Below are 23,030 nucleotides of genomic sequence, written 5' to 3'. Positions count from 1 at the left end.
CAGGCTTCCATCGCAATAGTGGCATCAGGGTAAGTACGCAGAAAAGTCAGGAGCTGAGCACGTTTAATCGAACGGTTAAAAACACTCTTGCCTGCTTGATTAACTCCACATACTTGGAAGATATTTTTTGCGAGATCAATTCCTATTAGTGTAACTTTCATTTTGGACACCTTTTGTTGTTATTGAACGTGCAAATTCAATATGGCGTAAATGACGCCTACTTCACAAGAGGTGTCCATCCCATCATCCKTGGATGCTCGACCGCCCCGTCCATGGGGCGGACGGTCGTCTCGCYAATCACCATGGCACGCCTTTCGAGTGCTTGCGTAACCTGTTGGTTTTAAAGACTAGATCTCATCTTAACGATTATAGACACCACTCTATTGGGCAGAAATGAGCTATGTTTTGCACGGAATTCTCTGCATTCCGGATAAGCATAAATAATACCGAGAGTTGAATCGTGAGCAGTGATGAACTTAAGGATGTAACGCTTGGCTAGAGGCCTTACCTTTACACCATTTCCCACTGTTGTGCTGCTTTTTAAACTCGCACATGCTATCCCATCGACCACTTATGCCACTATATTGACGGCGAAACTCTTTAGCTGAAGTGAGCCACGCATCGGGCGAAATGCCTAATTCATTGAGTAGTTTTGGCCGTTGATTATTGATATAGCCTTTTTTATCAAGGCGCATAGCTCGTCCAGTCCAATCTATTAACTCAAGATAATCTGCAAAATGAAACGGAATGCCTGTTTGCTGACTCAGAAGTGTTGAACCATCAAATTTTGCGAGGGCTTTATATAGAATTGGCTGTAGGTTATCTGCGGTAGTTTTGGCCAGTTGGGGCGCGTTGATATGAGGGTTAAGCGCATTCACGCGCTCCTGAATCGATGTAAAATCAGAGGATTGCACAGAGTTGGCAATCCCTGCTCGAATAGGATTTAAATCGACATACATCATGCACGCCAGTAGTGCTTGCTCATCTAACAAGGCTTGTGACTTAAAACGGCCTTCCCAAAAAGCGCCTTTACACTCATCTTCACGATTGGCCTTACGGGCAATTTCTTCATTTAAACAGCGCATAAACCAAGAGATACTGCTCAGTCGCTCATGCCACTCGGCGAGTAATGCATCAAGTAACATCACTTCACCGTCGATTAAAGCATCACCATTCATATACTTAGTGGCAACGGCATGGCCCTTAGTGACTTGACTCCAGCGGCTGATAATATCTTTTTGCGTTAGCGATTTCGCCTTGTTGACATCAATTTTAAGTACTAAATGATAGTGATTACTCATCACCGCATAGGCGCAAATATCAATGCAGAAAATCGCAGATAATACCTTGATTTTATCAACAATCCAGCCGCGACGATGCTCATAACTGCGACCTGACAGTTTATCTTCACCGCACAGAAAAGCCCTGCGAACACAGCGATTTATCACATGATAGAAAGGTGTCGCATTAGCATCAATTAACTGTCTTCTGGCCGAGGTCATCACAGGCTCCATACAGAGAAAATCAAGGTAATGTAAAGCCTAGTAGAGGAGTGCGCAGAACACAAAAGATGTGGCTGTCCTTACTTTTTCTTTGCTCAGTCGCTCATGCCACTCGGCGAGAAATGCATCAAGTAACATCGCTTCACCGTCGATTAAAGCATCACCATTCATATACTTAGTGGCGACAGCATGGCCTTTAGTGATTTGACGCCAGCGGCGAATAATATCTTTTTGCGTTAGCGATTTCGCCTTGTCGACATCAATTTTAAGCACTAAATGATAGTGATTACTCATCACCGCATAGGCACAAATATCAATACAAAAAATAGCGGACAAGACTTTGATTTTATAAACAATCCAGCCACGTCGATGCTCGTAACTGCGACCAGTGAGTTTATCCTCACCACACAAAAAAGCCCTTCTAACACAGCGATTTATCACATGATAGAAAGGCGTTGCATTGGCATCAATTAATTGTCTTCTAGCCGAAGTCATCACAAGTCACCGTACTGGCTAAATTAGGATAACTTAAAGCCTAGTCTAGAGGGCAAGAAAACACAAAAATATATGGCTGTCCTCTCTATCTCTCTATCCCTATAGAAAATACAATCGATAATGTTAAAGGTTGTGGGAAACATTTTTAGCGGGCGATATGAACACACCAATTAAAAAATGAATTTTAGCGGCAGATCTGGCGCTGGTGTTAGTACAGCTTAGCCACATGGCGCTGGCTGATACAGTGTCTCAGGATATGAGTTATTTCAGTGTCGCTTGAAGGGTAATTTCTTCAACACCAGCAAGGGCCTTCGATACCGGACAGTCACACTTTGCCGCAGCTGCAATCTCTTGGAATTTCGCTTCGTCGATGCCCGCAACCTCTGCGCTCATCGTCAACGCGATGCGGTCTATAACAAAACCTTCGCCTTGTTTAGCGAGACGCACACTTGCCTTGGTGTCGATATTGGCGGTGGCAAACCCTGCCTTGTCGCAGGCGAATGAAAACGCCATCGTAAAACACGCGGCATGGGCGGCAGCTAGTATCTCTTCAGGGTTCGTGCCACGACGGTCATCCTCGAAGCGGCTACCGAAGCCGTAAGGATATTGCTTCAGTGCACCGGTCTCGGTACTTATTTTACCTTGGCCTTTCTTACCTTGACCTTGCCATTGGATAGTTGCGATTTTTTCAATCATGGTGTGTCTCCTAAATATCAAAATTGCTCAAGAAGGGTTTCATTTTCGACGCTAATGATTGGGCAAATTGAGACGACTTATACTGCCAACCTATGCCAGTCTGGACTTGACCATAGGTATCCGTCTGTACGGTATGCAACAGTAGATCAGGCCACCCATTTTAAATTAACGACCTAATGTTCTTTCGGTTTGCCTACAACCTGTTCTGGCTAAAGTGGTTTGAATGAGAGTCATCAAAAGTAGCTGGACTGCATCTGAGGAAAAAAACGTGCTAATTCATTTAAAAATGGTGTATTTCAGACATGCTAACTCCCACCCATTATACGAATGGGCAGTGACTGGGGTGATCGCTATTTAAGGTTGGGTGTCTATGTTCTTTAGTCTCAACTTCCTAGCTATAGTCCAGCAAGATCTATAAAAGGTGATTCATCAAACACACTGAGCGACTTTGGTCGGCTTAGTTTTTACGCCAACATTCCATTTTATCAACTAGTCCAGAATACTTAACTGATACAATGTAAATTGATGGCAATATGAAAATAATTACACAGCCGAGTTCGGCTATTGCCTTTTTAAGTTCAGAAAATTCGAGAACATAAGTGGTATCCCATAACTTCTGCATAAAAAATACTGCGAACAATGCAAGAGGAATTGTAAGGAAATAGTGCATAACTAAACTAAATGCGTTTTTTTTCTTTGCAATGATTTTCATTTGGATACGACAATGAATTTCTACAATCAGCGTAGAAATCATAGTAAAAATGAACATCATAATTATAAGATTAATCATAGCTACCTATACTCATAACTTTAAACCGTGCGACTAAAACGAAGCAAAATTTGCGGCCGCTCAGGCTTAATGTGTGTAGTTCATTTATGGACACTTTGTATCATTACTAATTTTAGGTCAACTAGTGAACACTCGACGAAGCTATCTTTCGGTCTCGAAATACACTATGGGCAAATGTGTGCAATCGGCAATATTACGATCTGGATCCAGATAGGGCGAACTTAAAAATAGATAAATATCTGACTGCTCCTGCTTTCCTGCTTTCCTGCTTTTCCCTATCCCGAGTTCTGGTTAATCAACAACGCCATGCTAGTTGATCATGAATATGGCTCATGTTCTATGTGAAATAAAACCGTTTTTGTTCATGTGCCGAACCACGTATAAATGACTCCAAGCGAAATATTAGACAAGCTTGAAGTTGCACCCTAGCTAAGCCATCAGGACTTAAGTCATCGGCACTTAAGTTAAATAGAACCTCAGACAGAACACAAATAATGTCTATCAGAGTCGGGTCGAGAAGCTAGAAGCGCAGGGCATAAACTCAGGTTTGAAATCAGGCAATGGGATACTGGATCACTATGAATAAGCATTTTACATTTACGATTAACAGCATTTGTCTTGATGAAAATTATCATCCCTCAGACAAGACGCGTATCACGACCAACTTTGCTAATTTGGCCAGAGGCAGTCATCGCCAAGCGAACTTACGCAACGCGTTAAAGATGATTGATAACAGTTTTAATGCCTTAGCGCATTGGGATAACCCTAAAGGCGAACGTTATAGCGTCGAGTTGGAAATCATCTCCGTTAATTTGGATATTGACGGCAGTGGTCAAACCTTCCCATCGATTGAAGTATTGAAAACCAATATTGTTGATCATAAAACCAATAAACGTATTGAAGGCATTGTCGGCAATAACTTTTCATCTTACGTACGCGATTATGACTTTAGCGTGTTACTGGCAGAACATAATAAGGGCCAAGCCAAATTTAGTATTCCAGATGATTTTGGTGGTCTACATGGCAAGCTATTTCAGTCTTTTGTTAATTCTGATGCTTACAAACAGAATTTTAATAAGCCACCGGTTATCTGCCTCAGTGTGTCGGATAATAAAACCTACCATAGAATTGAGAATCAGCATCCCGTATTAGGGGTTGAATATCAGCCAAATGAATCGTCTTTAACTGAGCAATATTTCAAAAAAATGGGCTTACAGGTGCGCTATTTTATGCCGCCAAATAGCGTGGCGCCGTTAGCTTTTTATTTCTTTGGTGATTTGCTCAATGATTACACCCATCTTGAGTTGATAAGCACCATCAGCACTATGGGAACTTTTCAAAAAATCTATCGCCCTGAGATTTATAACGCCAATGCTGTTGCAGGGAAATGCTATCAACCTAATTTGAAAAATCTGGATCATTCACTGACTCAAATTGTTTATGACCGAGCAGAACGTAGCCAATTGGCGAATGAGCAAGGCAAATTTGCAGCGGAGCACTTTATCAAACCCTATCAAACGTTTTTTGAACAATGGTCTGCTAATTACCTTTAGTCGCTCTGCGCCTAATCGTCACGCTCAATAATTAATCTAATACGGCATCATTATCATGACAACACGACTTAATAAAACATCGCTTAACCAGACACTGTTACCGACTTCAACTGCGGGCAGTTTGCCTAAACCTTTATGGCTTGCAGAGCCTGAAACACTTTGGTCTCCATGGAAATTGCAAGGAGAGGAATTAATTACCGGTAAACACGATGCACTGCGTTTGTCATTACAGGATCAACAGCTAGCGGGGATTGATATTGTCAGTGATGGCGAGCAAACGCGGCAACATTTTGTCACTACCTTTATTGAGCACCTTAACGGCGTTGATTTTTCAAAACGTAAAATCGTTAAAATTCGTGATCGCTATGATGCAAGCGTGCCCACGGTTGTCGGCCCAGTGAGCCGCCAAAAGTCGGTGTTTGTTGAAGATGCCAAATATTTACGTCAGCAAACCACGCAATCGATTAAATGGGCTCTGCCTGGCCCTATGACCATGATAGATACGCTTTATGATGACCATTATAAAAGCCGAGAAAAGCTTGCTTGGGAATTTGCCAAAATTCTTAATGAGGAAGCCAAAGAATTAGAAGCGGCGGGTGTTGATATTATCCAATTTGATGAGCCTGCCTTTAATGTATTTTTTGATGAGGTAAACGATTGGGGCATTGCCTGTTTAGAAAGAGCCATTGAAGGACTTAAATGCGAAACGGCGGTGCATATTTGTTATGGTTACGGCATCAAAGCCAATACAGATTGGAAAACAACTTTGGGCTCAGAGTGGCGCCAATATGAAGAAGTGTTTCCTAAACTGCAAAAGTCTAATATCGATATTATCTCGCTAGAATGTCACAACTCCCATGTGCCAATGGAGCTACTTGAACTCATTCGCGGTAAGAAAGTCATGGTCGGCGCGATTGATGTCGCCACCGACACGATTGAAACCGCAGAGGAAGTCGCTGACACCCTACGAAAAGCCCTTAAATTTGTCGATGCCGACAAGCTTTATCCTTGTACTAACTGTGGCATGACGCCTTTATCCCATCAAGTCGCAAGAGGCAAACTCAACGCCTTAAGTGCAGGCGCAGAGATCGTCAGAAAAGAACTCTTGGCATTAAGATAAGACGCGTTAAGTGTTGCTGTCTGTTTTACAGCAGCATGTTTTATAGCAGCATAAGTCTAGCTTTGTTGAAAAGGTATCGACGTAAGTATTAAAAAAACGGGATTGGCATTCTGATGCCAATCCCATTGTTCATTTCTAAGCTCTTACATTTAGTGCTTAGGCTTATGCATTGTCTTAGCGCTTATTGGCCAAGTTTTGGTGTGCGTGGCGGGATCATGCGCCTGTCACCTGTTGACTCAAATGCACCTGCAAATTTAAGCAGGTTATTATCGTCATAGGCGCGGCCTGCGAAGGTCAAACCGACTGGCATGCCAATATCGGCCATCACGCCCATAGGCACAGTCACAGTCGGCACGCCTAAATGGCGAATCGCAAGGTTTCCGTTAGCGACCCAAACTCCGTTGCTCCAAGCGATATCGGCGGAAGCCGGATTCACATGCGCATCGGCAGGGCCGACATCTGCCACGGTTGGGAACAGCACTGCATCGAGCTTCAGCTCGTCCATCCAGTCTTCGAGATCTAGCTTACGCGTCTTCTCTAAGCCACGCAGACCATCGGGAATACTGTCGATCTGGTCATAGGATTTAAGACCACGCTTAGCCATGTTGACGTACTCTTCCATGCCTGCCGCTAAGTCACCTTCACGGTTAGGCAAGGTGCCTAAGTCGTGGGGGAAAATCAAATGCCCAACAACATCAGCAAGTTTGTTGAGTTTAGGGTCATTGTTAGCACGCAGGAATTCATCGAACGCCCAACCTGAGAGTTCCCATAATTCATCATGGAGGAATTGAGGCGTGACGATACCGCGGTTAAACACGGTCGGCGCACCTGGGCGGTCGCCTTCGCAATTTGATACCAGCGGAAAATCAACTTCAATCACTTCGGCGCCAGCAGCTTCTAAGGCTTTACGAGCCGCTTCCCATAGATCGATAACCGATTGGCGAGTATGAATACGTTGACCCGTTGGCCCCCCGATACCTGGGTTTTCGCTAGTGCCCGCCAATTCATCTTTATTGATGTACATGCGCGGCACACCAAAACGCTTACCCTTAAGTGTGTCTGCGCTAGCGGCCAGCGCCAGATAAGATTCTGGGCGAACTGTCGATGCTTTAGGGATTTGTACCCAAGGTTGCAGACGCCAGAGATCGCCACGGGTGATAGGATCGTCTGCCACAATCACATCCAACACTTCAAGCATATCGGCCATAGTGCGGGTATAAGGCACGACGACATCCATGGTCGGCGTTAACGGCCAGTTACCGCGCACCGAAATCACGCCGCGAGACGGAGTGTAAGCACACAAACCGTTATTGGACGCAGGGCCACGGCCACTTGACCAAGTTTCTTCGGCAAGACCGAAAGCCGAATAACTTGCCGCCGTGCCCGTGCCCGCCCCATTTGAAGAGCCCGAAGCGAAGGGCGCTGTGAGGTAGTTAGCATTGTATGGGCTTTCAGCGCGGCCATAGTGACCACGCTGCATGCCGCCATTGGCCATAGGTGGCATATTGGTTTTGCCTAGGCAAATGGCACCTGCGGCGCGTAGGCGCTCAACGGCAAAGGCATCATATTGCGCCACTAAATCCTTAAAGGCTGGGCTGCCAGACGCTGCCGTCAGTCCCTTCACCAAATAGCTATCCTTGGCGGTATACGTAATACCCTCAAGTGGGCTCAGTGTTTCACCACGGGCGCGGCGCGCATCTGACGCCTCAGCTTCTTTGAGCGCATCGGGATTGTGTACCACTAACGCATTGAGCTTAGTCTTTGTCGCAGGGCCGTCATACGCCTCAACCCGCGCGAGATACGACTTAACCAACTCCACTGCGGTGGTGCGGCCAGATTCGAGCGCAGCACGCAGTTCGGCAATGGAAACTTCAGTGACTTCAAACATCTTACGCCCTCCCGCTGAAAGCCAAATGTGGTGCAATAACAGTGACATCAATCGTCATGCTGTTCTCCTTGGGTTACTTTCCAGCAGGGATTTGCTGAGTAATGCAATGGATATTGCCGCCGCCTAATAAAATCTCACGGGCTGGCACACCCACAATCTCATGCTCAGGGAAGATTTCCTGTAGTTTTTGGGCGGCGATATTATCGGTTGCAGGGTCAAGCAGTGGGAACACGATGCGACTATTGGTGATTAAAAAGTTCACATAAGAACCCGCTAAACGCTCACCCGCCGTGCGTGGCACGCCAGTGCCTTCGGTTACACCTTTTGATTCTTCTTCGGTGCAATACAGCGGCCCCGGTTGTGGCAACAGATGGATTTTTAACTTACGGCCTTTGGCATCCACGGTATTTTGCAGCACATCGAGCGCGGCTTTTGAGCGAGGATATTGTGGATCCGATTCATCATCAGTCCAGTGCAGAATGACTTCACCAGGACGGGCAAAACAGCACATATTGTCGATATGACCATCGGTCTCATCCATATACACGCCATCTTGCAACCAGATAAACTGCTTAATATTCAAATAGTCACGCAGTAAGTCTTCAATCTGTTCTTTTGTCAGTTCAGGGTTACGGTTGGCATTGAGTAAGCATTCTGCACTCGTCATACAGGTGCCTTCACCATCGACATGGATGGAGCCACCTTCGAGGATCAACGGCGCGCTGTAACGGGCAAAACCATGCTGCGCAAGCATCTGCTGCGCGACTTGCTCGTCCTTATCCCATGGGAAGTACAAACCACCGTTATGGCCGCCCCAAGCATTAAAACCCCAGTCAACACCACGGCATTCGCCATTGTCATTCACAACTACGGTTGGCCCAGTGTCACGAGCCCAGCAATCGTTACTGTCCATTTCAACCAAGGTGACATGGGATGGCATCACCGCTTTAGCTTCGGCTAAAAACGTCTTAGGAACACCCATATAAACAGGGGTTGCCGCACCAATGGCATCGGCCACCTTAGCAAAGGTCGCCTGAGCATAAGCACCAGCTGCACGCCAGTTATCAGGACGATAGGGCCAAATCATCCACACCGCTTGCTGCGCAGCCCATTCGCCAGGCATATAAAAACCATCTTGGGATGGCTTAGTCGTTAACTGCGTGGCATCCACTGTCACGTTTGTCATGAGTTTTGTCTCCAGTAATGCTTAAAAACGATAAGGGTGTGCGTCCTAACATCGGACGACAGAATCGAAATATACCTAACATCAATCAAATGAATAAATTGAAGGACCGCATTTATCATGTACATAGTTTGGCCGAAATTGTCAGGTCTTCACTCGGTGAGTTTTAGCTTCATTGAAATATTGCTGCGTATCTTATCATTTAAGATGGCTTGCGCTAAATACTTGTATGCAGGACATAGATGAGAATTTATTGGGGAGGAAGGTTGTCAATTTATTGCTCACGAGATGAGTGAATTACGAAATGGAGCGAACGCTCTTTAGTTAAAATAAGTCTTAGTTGAAATACGTCACTAAAATCTGATCTCAGCATCAAAATAGCACTTTTATTTTACCTAGCTTATCATCATCGCTTTATTGTAGCCTTTTGCTAAAAAATACTGCGGAGGCGTATTTTTTGTTCTTTCTCAATATTCGCCCGTTGCAGTATTTATCTTTAAAGGATATCAGCATGACTTCCCACACGGCGCCATTAACCTCATTTTCTACTGAACCTTCTCTCACTGAAACTTCTACAACGGAACCTTCTACAACGGAACCTTTTACAACGGAACTGTCTATAACAGATGTAGAGCCGCTACTTAAGATCATGGAAAAACTGCGTGATCCGCACACGGGTTGCCCGTGGGACAAAGCGCAAACCTTTCAAACCATAGTGCCTTTTACTTTAGAGGAGGCCTATGAAGTTGCCGATACCATAGAGCGTTTAGCCTGGGATGAGTTACCCGATGAACTCGGGGATTTGTTATTTCAAATCGTATTCTATTGTCAGCTCGGTAAAGAGCAAGGCAAGTTTGACTTTACGAGCGTGATTGAGAAAATTAGCGACAAGTTAACCCGTCGTCATCCCCATGTGTTCGGTGAGCAAAATCCGCAAATAGGCGATAGCGCCCAAGCGATGAAAGCCAATTGGGAAGCAATTAAGGCGATTGAGCGTGAACAAAAGGCCCTGCAAGTGGCGGGTGAAACCCAAGCTGATACTGTGGTTTCTGCGTTAGACAATATTCCGCGTACCCAACCTGCGCTGTCGCGCTCAATTAAAATTCAGCAAAGGGTGGCACGAGTCGGGTTTGATTGGGCCGAGCTTGAGCCCGTGGTTGCTAAAATCCACGAAGAAATCGATGAAGTCTTGCATGAAGTGAATCAACCCGAGCAAGATCAAGCGAAAGTGCAGTCCGAAATGGGCGACTTGCTGTTTGCCGTGGTGAATTTAGCTCGACATCTTAAGGTCGATCCAGAACAAGCGTTGCGCCAAGCCAATCTTAAATTTGAACGCCGTTTTCGCGGTGTAGAACAGTTGGCGAGTGACAGCGGTAAAAGCATGGAAGAGCACACATTAATGGAGCTTGATGCCTATTGGGACCAAGTAAAAGCGACAGAGACGAGATAAACGGCAAATTATCCCGATTGGTGTTTGTCGAATCGCGCCGCCTTTGGTATACTACTGCCCCGTCCTAGTGCTTTCTTACAAGCACGTATTTTCAAACTCATTTTCTCAGGTTCAGCATGACTACAAGGTATATCTTCGTTACTGGTGGCGTTGTTTCATCACTAGGTAAAGGCATTGCAGCAGCATCATTAGCTGCAATTTTAGAGGCCCGCGGTCTCAATGTAACCATCATGAAACTGGACCCTTACATTAACGTTGATCCGGGTACCATGAGCCCAACCCAACATGGCGAAGTATTTGTTACTGAAGACGGTGCAGAAACAGATCTCGACTTGGGTCATTATGAGCGTTTCATCCGTACGAAGATGAATCGTCGTAACAACTTCACTACTGGTCGTATTTACGAAGAAGTATTACGTAAAGAACGTCGTGGCGATTATTTGGGCGCAACTATTCAGGTTATCCCACACATCACTAATGCGATTAAAGAAAAAGTATTAGCCGGTGGCGAAGGCCATGATGTGGCTATCGTCGAAATCGGCGGTACTGTGGGTGATATCGAATCCTTGCCGTTCCTAGAGTCTATCCGTCAGCTCGGTGTTGAGCTGGGTCGTGATCGTACTCTATTCATGCACTTAACCTTAGTGCCTTTCTTAGGTGCTGCAGGCGAAGTGAAAACTAAGCCAACTCAACACTCAGTGAAAGAGCTGCGTTCTATCGGTATTGCACCAGATGTGCTGGTTTGCCGTGGTGATCGTGCGATTCCTGCGAATGAAAAAGCCAAAATTTCGCTGTTCTGTAACGTCGAAGAGCGTGCGGTTATTTCATTAAAAGATGTTGATAGTATTTATAAAATCCCAGCTTTGTTACGTTCACAAGGTTTGGATGACTTAGTGGTTAAGCGTTTCGGTTTAGAATGCCGTGAAGCGGATCTGTCTGAGTGGGAAAATGTTATTTATCAAGAAGCTAATCCAAACGGCGAAGTCGTTATTGGTATGGTGGGTAAATATATTGAACTGCCAGATGCCTATAAGTCAGTCAACGAAGCATTAAAACACGCTGGCCTTAAAAACCGCGTATCTGTGACTATCAAGTATATTGATTCACAAACCGTAGAAGCTAAAGGCGAAGAAGTCTTACAGGGTTTAGACGGTATCTTAGTACCAGGCGGCTTCGGCGAGCGTGGTGTTGAAGGTAAGATACTGGCGGCAAAATTTGCCCGTGAAAACAATTTACCGTATTTCGGTATTTGTTTAGGTATGCAAGTTGCCCTGATTGAATTTGCGCGTAATGTTGCAGGTATGGCTGATGCACATTCAACTGAATTCAATAAAGAAACACCATTCCCAGTTGTGGGTTTGATCACTGAATGGATTGACGAAGAAGGTAATGTTGAGCAGCGTCATGAGGCGTCTGACTTAGGTGGCACTATGCGTTTAGGCGCTCAATTGTGTCATTTACTCGAGGGTTCAAAAGCGGCTCAAGCCTACAAAGGCAATAGCTGTGTAGAACGTCACCGTCACCGTTACGAAGTGAACAACAAATACAGAGAGCGTTTAGAGCAGGCTGGCATGATCTTCAGCGGTTTGTCTTCTGATCGTAAATTGGTGGAAATGATCGAATTAAAAGATCACCCATGGTTTGTTGCAGGTCAATTCCATCCTGAATTCACCTCAACTCCGCGCGATGGTCACCCATTGTTCGAAGGGTTTATTGCTGCGGCAAGTGCGCATCAAAAACGTGATCTGAAGTAAGAATATTTGAGGCCGGACCCGCGACAGTGGGGCCGGCCTTTTGCTACACTCGTCGCGACTTGAAACATAAGAATTTAATACTTCTGGGTGTAAACAGCATGCGTATCCGTTGCATCTGTATGGACGCAAACCGTAAATGGAATTTTGTTATTTTCTGCGGTATGTGACTTCCATTTATTCCCATAGGTATTGGTTTTTTCTTTTATCTTTAAACTTAAATCGAGGGTGTTATGGCTAAGATTATTAACGTGATTGGTCGCGAGATTATGGATTCTCGTGGTAACCCAACTGTTGAAGCCGAAGTGCATTTAGAAGGTGGTTTTGTGGGTATGGCTGCGGCGCCTTCTGGTGCATCAACCGGTAGCCGTGAAGCGTTAGAATTACGTGATGGCGATAAGAGCCGTTATTTAGGCAAAGGCGTATTAACAGCTGTTGCTAACGTAAACGGTGTCATCCGCGCTGCATTATTAGGCAAAGATGCGACTGCACAAGCTGAGCTTGATCAAATCATGATCGACTTAGATGGCACAGAAAACAAAGACAAGTTAGGTGCAAACGCGATTCTGGCTGTGTCTTTAGCGGCTGCTAAAGCAGCAGCAGCATCTAAAGGTATTCCTTTATACGCGCATATCGCTGAATTAAACGGTACACCAGGCCAATATTCTATGCCTGTGCCTATGATGAACATCTTAAACGGTGGCGAGCACGCGGATAACAACGTTGATATCCAAGAATTCATGGTGCAACCTGTTGGCGCGAAAACCTTCCGTGAAGCACTGCGCATGGGCGCTGAAATCTTCCATACGTTGAAAAAAGTATTGCACGACAAAGGTCTAAGCACTTCTGTGGGTGACGAAGGTGGTTTTGCACCTAACTTAGCGTCAAACGCTGATGCGTTAGCCATTATCAAAGAAGCGGTTGAACTGGCTGGCTACAAGTTAGGTACTGATGTCACGTTAGCGCTGGATTGCGCTGCATCTGAATTCTACAAAGACGGCAAATACGATTTAGCGGGCGAAGGCAAAGTCTTCGACTCGAACGGTTTCTCTGATTTCTTAAAATCATTGGCTGACCAATACCCAATCGTGTCTATCGAAGATGGCTTAGACGAATCAGATTGGGATGGTTGGGCTTACCAAACTCAAATCATGGGCGACAAGATCCAATTAGTGGGCGACGATTTATTCGTTACTAACACTAAAATCTTAACCCGTGGTATTGAAAACGGTATTGCTAACTCAATCCTTATCAAGTTTAACCAAATTGGTTCATTGACTGAGACTTTAGCGGCTATTCGTATGGCGAAAGAAGCGGGTTATACCGCCGTGATTTCACATCGTAGTGGTGAGACTGAAGATTCAACCATTGCTGACTTAGCCGTGGGTACTGCTGCTGGTCAAATCAAAACCGGTTCACTGTGTCGTTCTGACCGTGTAGCTAAGTACAACCAATTGCTGCGCATCGAAGAGCAATTAGGTGAAAAAGCCCCATACCGTGGTTTGAAAGAGATCAAAGGTCAGGCGTAATTTAATATTTGATGTAAAAAGGCCACCACTTGGTGGCCTTTTTTGTTGTACTATCTGCTGTATATTTTTTTAATCCAAGATACTGACGCTAATTCCTCCATGAAATTTTTTGTCATTGCACTCATAGTGCTACTCGGTGTACTGCAATTCCGTCTTTGGTCGGGAGGTAATAGTCTTCCTGAATATTTCGTTCTGCAAAAACAAATTGCCGCCCAGCAAGAAGGTAACGCCAAACTCAATGAGCGTAACCAAGTGCTGAAGGAAGAAATCATCGATCTGAAAAGTGGTACAGAAGCCATCGAAGAGCGCGCACGCAACGAACTTGGCATGGTTAAAGAAGGCGAGACCTTCTATCGCGTCGTGGGTGGTGAGCGCTCGGTATCGAGTCCATCTCAGTAATATGGAGTTAGGATGACAGAGCTAGGACATTTAGATCTTGGATTAAATGAACAATCCAATCCCGATAGTCAATCTGATCTGGTAACACAAATTGAATTGCAGCGCCAAGCTGAGCATGTCACTCAAGCTGTGGTTGCCATCGTTCCCGCCGCAGGCATAGGTAGCCGTATGGGCGCCGACAGACCTAAGCAATATCTTGAGGTGTGCGGCCAGAGTATTCTTGCTCATACCTTAGATAAGCTCTTGTCCCATCCGCACATTTCTCAAGTGATCGTTGCCTTACATTCGAACGATACTATCTTCGATACCTTGCCACAGGCCGTGCACCCTAAATTGATTACAGTAATAGGTGGCGGTGAGCGCGCTGATTCTGTGTTGGCGGCGCTGCAAATTGCGCCCGAGCACAGTTGGGCCTTAGTGCATGATGCGGCAAGACCTTGTTTAACCGCGACGGATATCGACAAGTTACTCGCATCTAGAGTGCAATTCCCCCAAGGTGCTATTTTGGCAATGCCTGTACGCGATACCATGAAGCGCGCGAATAAACAGGGTGAAATCAGTGCCACTGTGTGCCGCGATAATTTATGGCATGCATTGACGCCGCAGTTATTTCCAGCGCAGCAATTAAAAAATTACCTCAATGCGGCTCTGGCTGCAGGTGCGGTAGTCACAGATGAGGCTTCGGCGATGGAATGGGCGGGGATATCACCCGGACTCGTTTCGGGCCGTGCTGATAATATAAAAGTAACGCATCCCGACGATTTAGGGCTAGCCGAACTGTTTTTGATGCGTGCCGTTAAATAGTCATAATCAAAGTAAAATAATACGTTAGGAATATTAAATGAAAATCCGTATCGGCCATGGTTTCGATGTGCATAAATTTGGTGCGGCGCGGCCACTTATCCTTTGTGGCGTGGAAGTACCCTATGAAACAGGCCTAGTCGCACATTCAGATGGTGATGTGGTACTGCATGCGATTTCCGATGCCATCCTCGGTGCTTTAGCGCTCGGTGACATAGGAAAACATTTCCCCGATACCGATGCCGCCTATAAGGGGGCCGATAGCCGCGTATTGCTGCGTCATTGCTATGCTTTAGCGAGGGAGAAAGGCTTTGTGCTAGGCAATCTTGACGTCACTATCATAGCCCAAGCTCCTAAAATGGCACCGCACATAGAGGCAATGCGCCAGATATTAGCCGCCGATTTAACCGCGGAACTTGACGATATTAATGTCAAAGCGACCACGACTGAACAGCTTGGATTTACCGGGCGTAAAGAAGGTATTGCGGTAGAAGCCGTGGTACTTATGGCCCGCAAACACGATTAACTTAAGAGTAAAAAAGTCCCATGAGCGAATTACATTATCTGTATGGTAAGCCTTTAGGTACAGCAGATCTAAGAACCCAAAATAGCGATTTTATCGTGAAAGAGATTTTGCCTTTTAGCCCGACGGGTGAAGGTGAACATCATATGCTGCATGTACGCAAAGAAGGGCTAAATACAGTACAAGTCGCTGAAATGATCGCTAAGTTTGCTAAGGTGCATCCAAAGGAAGTGACCTACGCTGGGCAAAAAGATAAAAATGCCATCACAGAACAATGGTTCGGTGTGCGTATTCCTGGTAAAGAAACGCCTGCTTGGAAGGATCTCAATAGCGAGCGTTTGACCATATTATCGAGCAGCCGCCACAGCAAGAAACTGCGAATTGGTGCCTTAGTCGGTAACCGCTTTATTCTTACCCTGAGAAATGTCACCCAAGTGGAAGACATTATCAGTCGTATCGAAAAGGTCGCTCAAGTGGGCGTGCCCAATTACTTTGGTGAGCAGCGCTTTGGTCACGATGGCAAAAACTTAGTGTTTGGTCGCCAAATGATGGCGGGTAAAAAAGTGAAAGACAGAAATAAGCGCAGCATGTATTTGTCTGCCGTGCGCTCAAATCTGTTTAACACTGTGGTGTCATATCGTTTAGCCAACCATGGCACTAAGCCTTTAGCGGGTGATTGTGTGATGTTAGCGGGCAGCAAAAGCTTCTTTGTTACGCCTGAATGGGATCTCATCGTATTGAAGCGTCTGATTGAAAAAGACATTCAACTTTCTGCACCATTGTGGGGGCGCGGCATGATGTTACCCCAAGGTGAAGCTGCTGCGGTAGAAACCTTAGCCATGAGTGAGTTAGCTGACGATTGCTATGGTTTAGAGCACGCCGGATTAGAGCAAGAACGCCGTCCGTTACTGCTTGAGCCCCAAGGCCTTAAATATGAACAAACCGCTGATGGCTTAGTGCTGGAGTTTGTGTTGCCTGCGGGCAGTTTTGCAACATCATTATTGAGAGAGTTGGTTAATTATCAAGATGTTAAAGAGCAGCAATGGCAAGCGACATTGGTGCAGGAGCCTGCGCCTGAGGTAACTAACGCTAACGTAGTGGCTAACACTGATACTGTTAAGACTGAAGCAGAGTCATGATTCGTATCCTTGTTAGCAATGACGATGGGATTAATGCTCCAGGTATCAAAGCCTTATCTGAGGCTTTGGCTGAAATAGCGACTGTGCTGACTGTTGGGCCGGATCGAAATTGCTCTGGTGCGAGCAACTCATTAACCTTGACTAATCCATTAAGAATTAATAGGTTAGATAATGGCTATATTTCCGTTCACGGTACACCGACAGATTGCGTTCATTTGGCTATCCGAGAATTATGTGATGGCGAACCTGATATGGTGGTGTCTGGCATCAATGCGGGGGCAAATATGGGTGATGACACCTTATATTCGGGGACAGTTGCCGCCGCGATGGAAGGACGCTTTTTAGGTTTTCCTGCAATAGCGATTTCGCTTAATGGCCGTAAATTCGAACATTATCAATCGGCTGCGGTTTATGCTCGGCGGATAGTTCAAGGTTTGTTGGCCCAGCCTTTGGCAAAAGATCAGATCTTAAATGTGAATGTGCCTGACTTGCCACTTGATCAAATTAAAGGCATCAAAGTGACTCGCCTCGGTGCTCGTCATAAGGCCGAAGGCATAGTGCGAACGCAAGATCCTGCCGGACGTGAAATCTTCTGGCTTGGTCCACCGGGACAAGAGCAGGATGCCACAGAGGGCACTGATTTTTATGCTATCGCCAATGGCTATGTTTCAATTACGCCCTTGACGGTTGACTTAACCGCCTACGGACAACTAACGGCATTGCAAAATTGGGTAGATAAAATATGACTCGAGTTGCCTTAACATCGGCGGTGAATTTAGCTAAAAAGCTTCAAGATGCGGGGATCCGTAATCAAGCCGTGTTAAAGGCGATATCGCATACGCCGCGAGAAATGTTTCTCGATAATGCGCTAGCCCATAAAGCCTATGAAAATACGGCTTTGCCAATTGGACAAGGGCAAACCATTTCGCAGCCTTATATCGTTGCCCGTATGAGCGAACTCTTACTGCACAAGATGCCACAGCGAGTGTTAGAAGTGGGGACTGGATCGGGCTATCAGGCAGCCATTTTGGCTCAATTGGTGCCTCAGCTTTGTACTATCGAACGGATCAAAGGTCTACAAATTCAAGCAAGACAGCGTTTAAAACGATTAGATTTGCATAATGTGTCGTTTAAATATGGCGATGGTTGGTTGGGATGGGCTAATCGTAGTCCGTTCGATGCCATTATGGTGACTGCGGCGGCGGCGACTATACCAGAAGCTTTATTGTCTCAGTTGGCTGATGGAGGGGTGTTAGTCTTACCTGTGGGAGAGGATACTCAGCAATTGATGCGTATTACGCGTAATGCTGACCGCTTTAGTTCTGAAACCATTGAAACGGTTAAATTTGTACCTTTAATTAATGGAGAGTTAGCTTAACCTTGTGTTGTGCTACTGTGTTAAGCGAAGTGCTTGTTTTGCACAGAAGGCGTCATTTTCTCATCATAAACAGTAATACAACCTTACCAAGGAGTTTTTATTGTTGAATGCGGGTTTACTCTTAAACCTTTGCTTTATATTTCTGCTTGTAGGCTGTAGCTTTCAGGCCAGCAGACCCGCACCCGTCGAAAATATTTCCCATAGCTACTCTAAAAATAGTAAAGGCCACATTAAATCGAATTCATATAAAGTTAAAAAAGGCGACACTCTCTACTCTATTTCTTGGGCTGCAGGGAAAGACTTTTCTGAAATAGCTAAACTTAATCAATTAGATAACCCTTATACAATTTACCCTGGACAGATTTTATATTTAACTAATGCTAAATCTAGTAACCAATCAAAATCTACGACTTTAGATGGAAATATAACGGGTAATTCAGATGCTAATTCAAGTAAAAGTGATAAAAAACAATTAGATGATAAGGTTTATCAGTCTAATGCTAAGTCAAGTAACGATCTGAAAAAAACACTTGATCAGAAAGCTAAGCCCGCGTACCTTGTAACAAGTTCCCAACAAAATGTTAACCAGCTAATGGTTCCACCCACCTCAACACTGCCAGCCAGTGTGAGTCAGTGGCAGTGGCCAGTAAGAGGGAAGTTAATCGGAACTTATTCTGCCAATGAGCAGGGAAATAAAGGTATTAAGATCGCGGGAAATCGGGGAGATATCATCAAAGCTGCTGCAGATGGGCGGGTGGTATACGCAGGAAGTGCTCTTAGGGGTTACGGTAATTTAGTGATTATTAAACATAGTGACGATTACCTTAGTGCTTATGCTCATACGGACAAGATCTTAGTCAAAGAAAAGCAACATGTCCTCGCAGGGCAGACTGTTGCAAAAATGGGCAATACAGGTGCCAATCGGGTAATGTTACATTTTGAAATTCGTTACCATGGACAGTCTGTAAACCCACTTACTTATTTACCTAAACAATGATTGTTTGGGGCCTTGTTGGCAAATGGAGGATAGGAAATTGCACTAATTCAGCAGTTTAATTAGGTTTGGGAGATTTGATCATGAGCCGCATAAATAGCACTGCCGCAGAAGCACTAGTAGATTTTTCCGTAGAAACCGTAGACTTTGATCTTGAAAAAGAAGAAGTTGCCACCGATCTAGTCCAAGAGCTAGGAATAGAACAACAGGTCCAAGATGACCTGCAAAAAAATCTTGATGCCACTCAACTTTATCTAGGTGAGATTGGTTTTTCCCCACTGCTTAGCGCAGAAGAAGAAGTTTACTTTTCCCGTAAGGCCTTAAAAGGTTGTGCAAAATCCCGTAATCGCATGATCGAAAGTAATTTACGTCTCGTCGTAAAAATTGCACGTCGTTACAATAACCGCGGCTTAGCACTGCTCGATCTTATCGAAGAGGGGAACTTAGGTTTAATTCGTGCCGTAGAAAAGTTCGACCCAGAAAGAGGTTTTCGTTTTTCAACCTATGCGACTTGGTGGATCAGACAGACGATTGAACGCGCTATCATGAATCAAACTCGTACTATTCGTTTGCCGATTCATGTTGTTAAAGAACTCAACGTATACTTGCGTACTGCCCGCGAGTTAGCACAAAAACTGGATCATGAACCTACAGCGGAAGAAATAGCTGAAAAACTGCAAGTTTCTAGCTCTGATGTGAGCCGCATGCTCAAGCTGAATGAAAAAATTACCTCTGTTGATACGCCTTTGGGGGGCGATAACGAGAAAGCATTATTAGATGTATTGGCCGATGATGATAGTGTTGGCCCTGACTATAAAGTGCAAGATGAAGACATCTCTAACTCTGTGGTGAAATGGCTTAACGAGTTGAACACAAAACAAAGAGAAGTATTAGCCCGTCGTTTTGGTTTGTTAGGTTATGAACCTTCCACGCTTGAAGATGTGGGGGCTGAGATTGGTTTAACCCGTGAACGTGTTCGTCAAATCCAAGTGGAAGCATTAAAACGCTTACGTGATTTATTGGGTTCTCAAGGTTTATCTGTTGAAGCTCTATTTAGAAACTAAAATCTGCCTTCTGGTGCCTTTCAGAGAAGCTATCCAGAAAATGTACTTAGTGTGAGATCACGTTATAAAGTAAAACGCCCACTATAGAGTGGGCGTTGTTATTTTTAGGCTTTTATTTAGAACACCTGATGTTTAGCTCAAGCGTTTCAGTTCATAGAGCAAATCAAGCGCCTGTTTTGGCGTTAAGTTATCGGGATTAATGCTACTTAATTTAGTCAAAGCTGGATTTTCAACCGGTTCAGGTAAAGCGAGTAAGCTTTGAATGGGCGTCCTCGTTCCTTCTGGTTGATGATCGCGACTCTCCAATTGCTGCAATTTATGTTTCGCTGCTTTAATCACTTTGTTTGGCACGCCGGCAAGCGCCGCAACTTGTAAGCCGTAGCTTTTACTGGCGGCGCCTTCTTGTACTGCATGCATAAAGGCGATGGTATCATCGTGCTCTATGGCATCAAGGTGCACATTGTAAACACCTGCCATTAAGTCAGGTAATTGAGTTAGCTCAAAATAATGGGTGGCGAATAGGGTCATAGCCCCTACTTGCTGGGCTAAATATTCCGCCGCCGACCAAGCTAGTGATAAACCATCATAGGTGGATGTTCCACGGCCGATTTCATCCATTAACACTAAACTACTGGCAGTGGCATTGTGCAGGATGTTGGCAGTTTCAGTCATTTCTACCATAAAGGTTGAGCGGCCAGAGGCCAGATCGTCTGATGCGCCAATACGGGTAAAGATGCGATCAATCGGGCCAATCAGGGCGCGATCTGCTGGAACAAAACAACCAATATGGGCCATCAGTGTAATCAAGGCGACTTGGCGCATATAGGTTGATTTACCGCCCATGTTGGGTCCGGTGACAATCAACATACGTCTTTGATTGTGCAAGGTCACTGGGTTAGCGATAAACGGTGTTTGGCTAACACGCTCCACCACTGGATGGCGACCTGCGTCTATTTGTACGCCGATATCTTGGCTCAGCTCTGGACAAGTGTAGCCTAAGGTTTCGGCACGCTCGGCAAAGTTACTCAGTACATCAAGCTCAGCCGCTGCTCTAGCAAAAGCCTGTAATTCATGTAATTTCGGCAGAATAAGATCGAATAACTGTTCCCATAACTGCTTTTCGAGTGCCAGCGCTTTACCTTGGCTCGAGAGGACTTTTTCTTCGTATTCCTTAAGTTCGGGCGTGATATAACGCTCCATATTCTTAAGTGTTTGGCGTCGTTGATAATTGAGCGGTACTTGTGAGGATTGCAGGCGGCTTACTTCGATGTAATAGCCGTGTACGCGGTTATAGCCGACTTTAAGTGTATTGATGCCAGTACGTTCTTTTTCTCTGGCTTCAAGTTGTACTAAGTAATCACTCGCTCCTTCGCTCAGACCGCGCCATTCATCTAGTTCGCTGTTGTAGCCTTCACGGATCACTCCGCCATCGCGGATAAGCATGGGAGGATTATCGACTATCGCGCGCTCAAGCAGGGCTTGCTCAGCGGGGAACTCACCTAAGTGTTGACGCAATTGAGTCGTGTGCGGCGCGCTCAGTGTACTTAAACTCTGTTGTAATTCAGGCAATAAGCCCAGTGCTTGACGTAAACGTGCAAAGTCCCTTGGACGGGCAGTGCGCAGGGCTAACCTTGCCATGATACGTTCGATATCGCCAAGTGCCTTTAGCTGCTCATGCAAACCTTCGTGGGCTGCGGTATCGAGCAGTTCAGTCACCGCCTGTTGGCGCGCCTTGATTTGCTTAGGATCTCGCAGAGGCTGATGGATCCAGCGTTGTAACATACGGCTGCCCATAGGCGTTGCCGTGTTATCTAATACTGCGGCTAAGGTATTATCGCGGCCACCGGCAAGGTTTTGAGTTAATTCTAAATTACGGCGAGTTGCCGCATCGAGTACTATGCTATCGGTTTGATTGAAGCGGATAATGGCATTGATATGTGGCAGTGCCGTGCGCTGTGTGTCTTTGACATATTGCATCAAGCAACCCGCAGCTTGCAGTGATAAACGTGCATCTGCGATACCAAAACCATGTAAGTCTTTAGTGCCAAATTGGGCCAGTAGTAACTTGATACTCGTATCGTAATCAAATTCCCATTCAGGGCGACGACGTTTACCTTTAAAACCGTTAAGTAGACCTAGTTCGCCAAAGTCTTCACTGTAGAGAATTTCAACGGGATTAGTGCGTTGCAATTCTGCTTCTAATGACTCTCGGGTGTCGAGCTCAGCAATCACAAAACGTCCGGATGAAACATCTAATGTGGCATAACCAAAACCGACTTTACCTTGATAAACCGCGGCTAACAGATTGTCTTGGCGTTCTTGTAGCAACGCTTCGTCGGTTAAGGTGCCTGGTGTGACAATTCGCACCACTTTACGTTCTACGGGCCCTTTAGATGTCGCGGGATCGCCAATCTGTTCGCAAATCGCAACTGATTGACCAATTTGAACTAATTTTGCAAGATAGCCTTCCACAGCATGGTAAGGAAGTCCCGCCATCGGAATAGGATCGCCACCACTTTTACCGCGCGCAGTGAGTGAAATGCCTAACAGCTCAGAAGCGCGTTTAGCATCGTCATAAAACAACTCGTAGAAGTCACCCATGCGATAAAACAGCAACATATCGTGATGTTCTGCTTTCATCGTCAAGTACTGACGCATCATAGGAGTATGTTTTTCTAAATCATCGGTATCAATTACATTCATTAAATCGTTATCGTCCGTTGTGACTGCCTAAAGGCGATACAGTTTGTGTGGTTAAGGGTGATTAAGCGCTAT

The 23,030-nt window shown here is 45.3% G+C and carries 18 protein-coding genes and 2 pseudogenes; 13 read left to right on the top strand and 7 right to left on the bottom strand.

Features of this window, described 5'->3' with window-relative positions; translation table 11 throughout:
* From L5M51_RS13435 to L5M51_RS13420, 4 genes and pseudogenes are all read right to left on the bottom strand, one after another.
* A pseudogene (locus tag L5M51_RS13435) lies at positions 1-161 on the bottom strand (IS110 family transposase); the annotation flags it as partial.
* Between the two features lie 315 nt (positions 162-476).
* On the bottom strand, positions 477-1,502 hold the full coding sequence (locus L5M51_RS13430; RefSeq protein ID WP_263173260.1) for a transposase: 1,026 nt from the start codon (positions 1,500-1,502) through the stop codon (positions 477-479).
* A gap of 93 nt (positions 1,503-1,595) precedes the next feature.
* A pseudogene (locus L5M51_RS13425) lies at positions 1,596-1,997 on the bottom strand (alpha-amylase family glycosyl hydrolase); the annotation flags it as partial.
* Between the two features lie 261 nt (positions 1,998-2,258).
* Complete coding sequence (locus tag L5M51_RS13420; RefSeq protein ID WP_263173259.1) at positions 2,259-2,693, bottom strand: OsmC family peroxiredoxin; 435 nt, start codon at positions 2,691-2,693, stop codon at positions 2,259-2,261.
* Between the two features lie 1,368 nt (positions 2,694-4,061).
* Between L5M51_RS13420 and L5M51_RS13415 the strand changes: the two genes are divergently transcribed.
* Both L5M51_RS13415 and L5M51_RS13410 read left to right on the top strand, forming a co-directional pair.
* Positions 4,062-5,036: a DUF1852 domain-containing protein gene (locus L5M51_RS13415; protein ID WP_263173256.1), complete on the top strand. Its 975-nt coding sequence runs from the start codon at positions 4,062-4,064 to the stop codon at positions 5,034-5,036.
* 55 nt (positions 5,037-5,091) lie between these two features.
* Complete coding sequence (locus tag L5M51_RS13410; RefSeq protein ID WP_263173253.1) at positions 5,092-6,156, top strand: methionine synthase; 1,065 nt, start codon at positions 5,092-5,094, stop codon at positions 6,154-6,156.
* 181 nt (positions 6,157-6,337) lie between these two features.
* On the opposite strand, the gene L5M51_RS13405 is transcribed toward L5M51_RS13410, so the two are convergent.
* Positions 6,338-8,044 (bottom strand): amidase, encoded by a 1,707-nt coding sequence (locus L5M51_RS13405; RefSeq protein ID WP_263173250.1) that lies wholly within the window; start codon positions 8,042-8,044, stop codon positions 6,338-6,340.
* 73 nt (positions 8,045-8,117) lie between these two features.
* Complete coding sequence (aguA, locus tag L5M51_RS13400) at positions 8,118-9,230, bottom strand: agmatine deiminase (protein WP_263173248.1); 1,113 nt, start codon at positions 9,228-9,230, stop codon at positions 8,118-8,120.
* Between the two features lie 508 nt (positions 9,231-9,738).
* Between aguA and mazG the strand changes: the two genes are divergently transcribed.
* The 11 genes from mazG to rpoS all read left to right on the top strand — a co-directional run bounded on the left by mazG (position 9,739) and on the right by rpoS (position 20,255).
* Positions 9,739-10,677, top strand: a complete 939-nt coding sequence (mazG, locus tag L5M51_RS13395) for a nucleoside triphosphate pyrophosphohydrolase (RefSeq protein WP_263173244.1) — start codon at positions 9,739-9,741, stop codon at positions 10,675-10,677.
* A 116-nt stretch (positions 10,678-10,793) separates the two neighbouring features.
* Positions 10,794-12,431, top strand: a complete 1,638-nt coding sequence (locus L5M51_RS13390; RefSeq protein WP_012587102.1) for a CTP synthase — start codon at positions 10,794-10,796, stop codon at positions 12,429-12,431.
* A gap of 230 nt (positions 12,432-12,661) precedes the next feature.
* The gene (gene eno / locus L5M51_RS13385; RefSeq protein ID WP_105251763.1) at positions 12,662-13,957 is read left to right on the top strand and encodes a phosphopyruvate hydratase; all 1,296 of its coding nucleotides are present in this window, start codon (positions 12,662-12,664) and stop codon (positions 13,955-13,957) included.
* A gap of 99 nt (positions 13,958-14,056) precedes the next feature.
* A complete protein-coding gene (ftsB, locus tag L5M51_RS13380; protein WP_105253074.1) occupies positions 14,057-14,356 on the top strand; it encodes a cell division protein FtsB in 300 nt (99 codons plus the stop codon).
* Between the two features lie 12 nt (positions 14,357-14,368).
* Positions 14,369-15,160: a 2-C-methyl-D-erythritol 4-phosphate cytidylyltransferase gene (ispD, locus tag L5M51_RS13375; RefSeq protein WP_028761367.1), complete on the top strand. Its 792-nt coding sequence runs from the start codon at positions 14,369-14,371 to the stop codon at positions 15,158-15,160.
* Positions 15,161-15,197: 37 nt separating this feature from the next.
* Positions 15,198-15,683: a 2-C-methyl-D-erythritol 2,4-cyclodiphosphate synthase gene (ispF, locus tag L5M51_RS13370; RefSeq protein ID WP_028761366.1), complete on the top strand. Its 486-nt coding sequence runs from the start codon at positions 15,198-15,200 to the stop codon at positions 15,681-15,683.
* A 20-nt stretch (positions 15,684-15,703) separates the two neighbouring features.
* Positions 15,704-16,819, top strand: coding sequence for a tRNA pseudouridine(13) synthase TruD (truD, locus tag L5M51_RS13365; RefSeq protein ID WP_219254092.1), 1,116 nt, complete (start codon positions 15,704-15,706; stop codon positions 16,817-16,819).
* The gene (surE, locus tag L5M51_RS13360; protein WP_263173238.1) at positions 16,816-17,565 is read left to right on the top strand and encodes a 5'/3'-nucleotidase SurE; all 750 of its coding nucleotides are present in this window, start codon (positions 16,816-16,818) and stop codon (positions 17,563-17,565) included. Before truD ends, surE begins: the two co-directional genes overlap by 4 nt.
* Complete coding sequence (locus L5M51_RS13355) at positions 17,562-18,197, top strand: protein-L-isoaspartate(D-aspartate) O-methyltransferase (RefSeq protein ID WP_263173235.1); 636 nt, start codon at positions 17,562-17,564, stop codon at positions 18,195-18,197. Before surE ends, L5M51_RS13355 begins: the two co-directional genes overlap by 4 nt.
* A gap of 100 nt (positions 18,198-18,297) precedes the next feature.
* On the top strand, positions 18,298-19,194 hold the full coding sequence (locus L5M51_RS13350) for a peptidoglycan DD-metalloendopeptidase family protein (protein ID WP_263173233.1): 897 nt from the start codon (positions 18,298-18,300) through the stop codon (positions 19,192-19,194).
* An 80-nt stretch (positions 19,195-19,274) separates the two neighbouring features.
* A complete protein-coding gene (rpoS, locus tag L5M51_RS13345; protein WP_028761361.1) occupies positions 19,275-20,255 on the top strand; it encodes an RNA polymerase sigma factor RpoS in 981 nt (326 codons plus the stop codon).
* A gap of 132 nt (positions 20,256-20,387) precedes the next feature.
* Here rpoS and mutS read toward each other — a convergent pair whose 3' ends face one another.
* Positions 20,388-22,958, bottom strand: coding sequence for a DNA mismatch repair protein MutS (gene mutS / locus L5M51_RS13340; RefSeq protein ID WP_263173231.1), 2,571 nt, complete (start codon positions 22,956-22,958; stop codon positions 20,388-20,390).
* Between the last annotated feature and the right edge of the window lie 72 nt (positions 22,959-23,030).

The sequence above is a fragment of the Shewanella sp. SM73 genome, from assembly GCF_025653795.1.
GTDB lineage: Bacteria > Pseudomonadota > Gammaproteobacteria > Enterobacterales > Shewanellaceae > Shewanella > Shewanella oncorhynchi.
Note: the sequence above shows the minus strand (reverse complement) of the source record. Positions and strands in the feature narration are given on the sequence as shown.

What these genes read in the sequence shown, in the direction of transcription:
- L5M51_RS13430 (WP_263173260.1), bottom strand. Translation starts at nt 1,502, where the DNA reads ATGACCTCGGCCAGAAGACAGTTAATTGATGCTAATGCGACACCTTTC.
- L5M51_RS13420 (WP_263173259.1), bottom strand. Translation starts at nt 2,693, where the DNA reads ATGATTGAAAAAATCGCAACTATCCAATGGCAAGGTCAAGGTAAGAAA.
- L5M51_RS13415 (WP_263173256.1), top strand. Translation starts at nt 4,062, where the DNA reads ATGAATAAGCATTTTACATTTACGATTAACAGCATTTGTCTTGATGAA.
- L5M51_RS13410 (WP_263173253.1), top strand. Translation starts at nt 5,092, where the DNA reads ATGACAACACGACTTAATAAAACATCGCTTAACCAGACACTGTTACCG.
- L5M51_RS13405 (WP_263173250.1), bottom strand. Translation starts at nt 8,044, where the DNA reads ATGTTTGAAGTCACTGAAGTTTCCATTGCCGAACTGCGTGCTGCGCTC.
- aguA (WP_263173248.1), bottom strand. Translation starts at nt 9,230, where the DNA reads ATGACAAACGTGACAGTGGATGCCACGCAGTTAACGACTAAGCCATCC.
- mazG (WP_263173244.1), top strand. Translation starts at nt 9,739, where the DNA reads ATGACTTCCCACACGGCGCCATTAACCTCATTTTCTACTGAACCTTCT.
- L5M51_RS13390 (WP_012587102.1), top strand. Translation starts at nt 10,794, where the DNA reads ATGACTACAAGGTATATCTTCGTTACTGGTGGCGTTGTTTCATCACTA.
- eno (WP_105251763.1), top strand. Translation starts at nt 12,662, where the DNA reads ATGGCTAAGATTATTAACGTGATTGGTCGCGAGATTATGGATTCTCGT.
- ftsB (WP_105253074.1), top strand. Translation starts at nt 14,057, where the DNA reads ATGAAATTTTTTGTCATTGCACTCATAGTGCTACTCGGTGTACTGCAA.
- ispD (WP_028761367.1), top strand. Translation starts at nt 14,369, where the DNA reads ATGACAGAGCTAGGACATTTAGATCTTGGATTAAATGAACAATCCAAT.
- ispF (WP_028761366.1), top strand. Translation starts at nt 15,198, where the DNA reads ATGAAAATCCGTATCGGCCATGGTTTCGATGTGCATAAATTTGGTGCG.
- truD (WP_219254092.1), top strand. Translation starts at nt 15,704, where the DNA reads ATGAGCGAATTACATTATCTGTATGGTAAGCCTTTAGGTACAGCAGAT.
- surE (WP_263173238.1), top strand. Translation starts at nt 16,816, where the DNA reads ATGATTCGTATCCTTGTTAGCAATGACGATGGGATTAATGCTCCAGGT.
- L5M51_RS13355 (WP_263173235.1), top strand. Translation starts at nt 17,562, where the DNA reads ATGACTCGAGTTGCCTTAACATCGGCGGTGAATTTAGCTAAAAAGCTT.
- rpoS (WP_028761361.1), top strand. Translation starts at nt 19,275, where the DNA reads ATGAGCCGCATAAATAGCACTGCCGCAGAAGCACTAGTAGATTTTTCC.
- mutS (WP_263173231.1), bottom strand. Translation starts at nt 22,958, where the DNA reads ATGAATGTAATTGATACCGATGATTTAGAAAAACATACTCCTATGATG.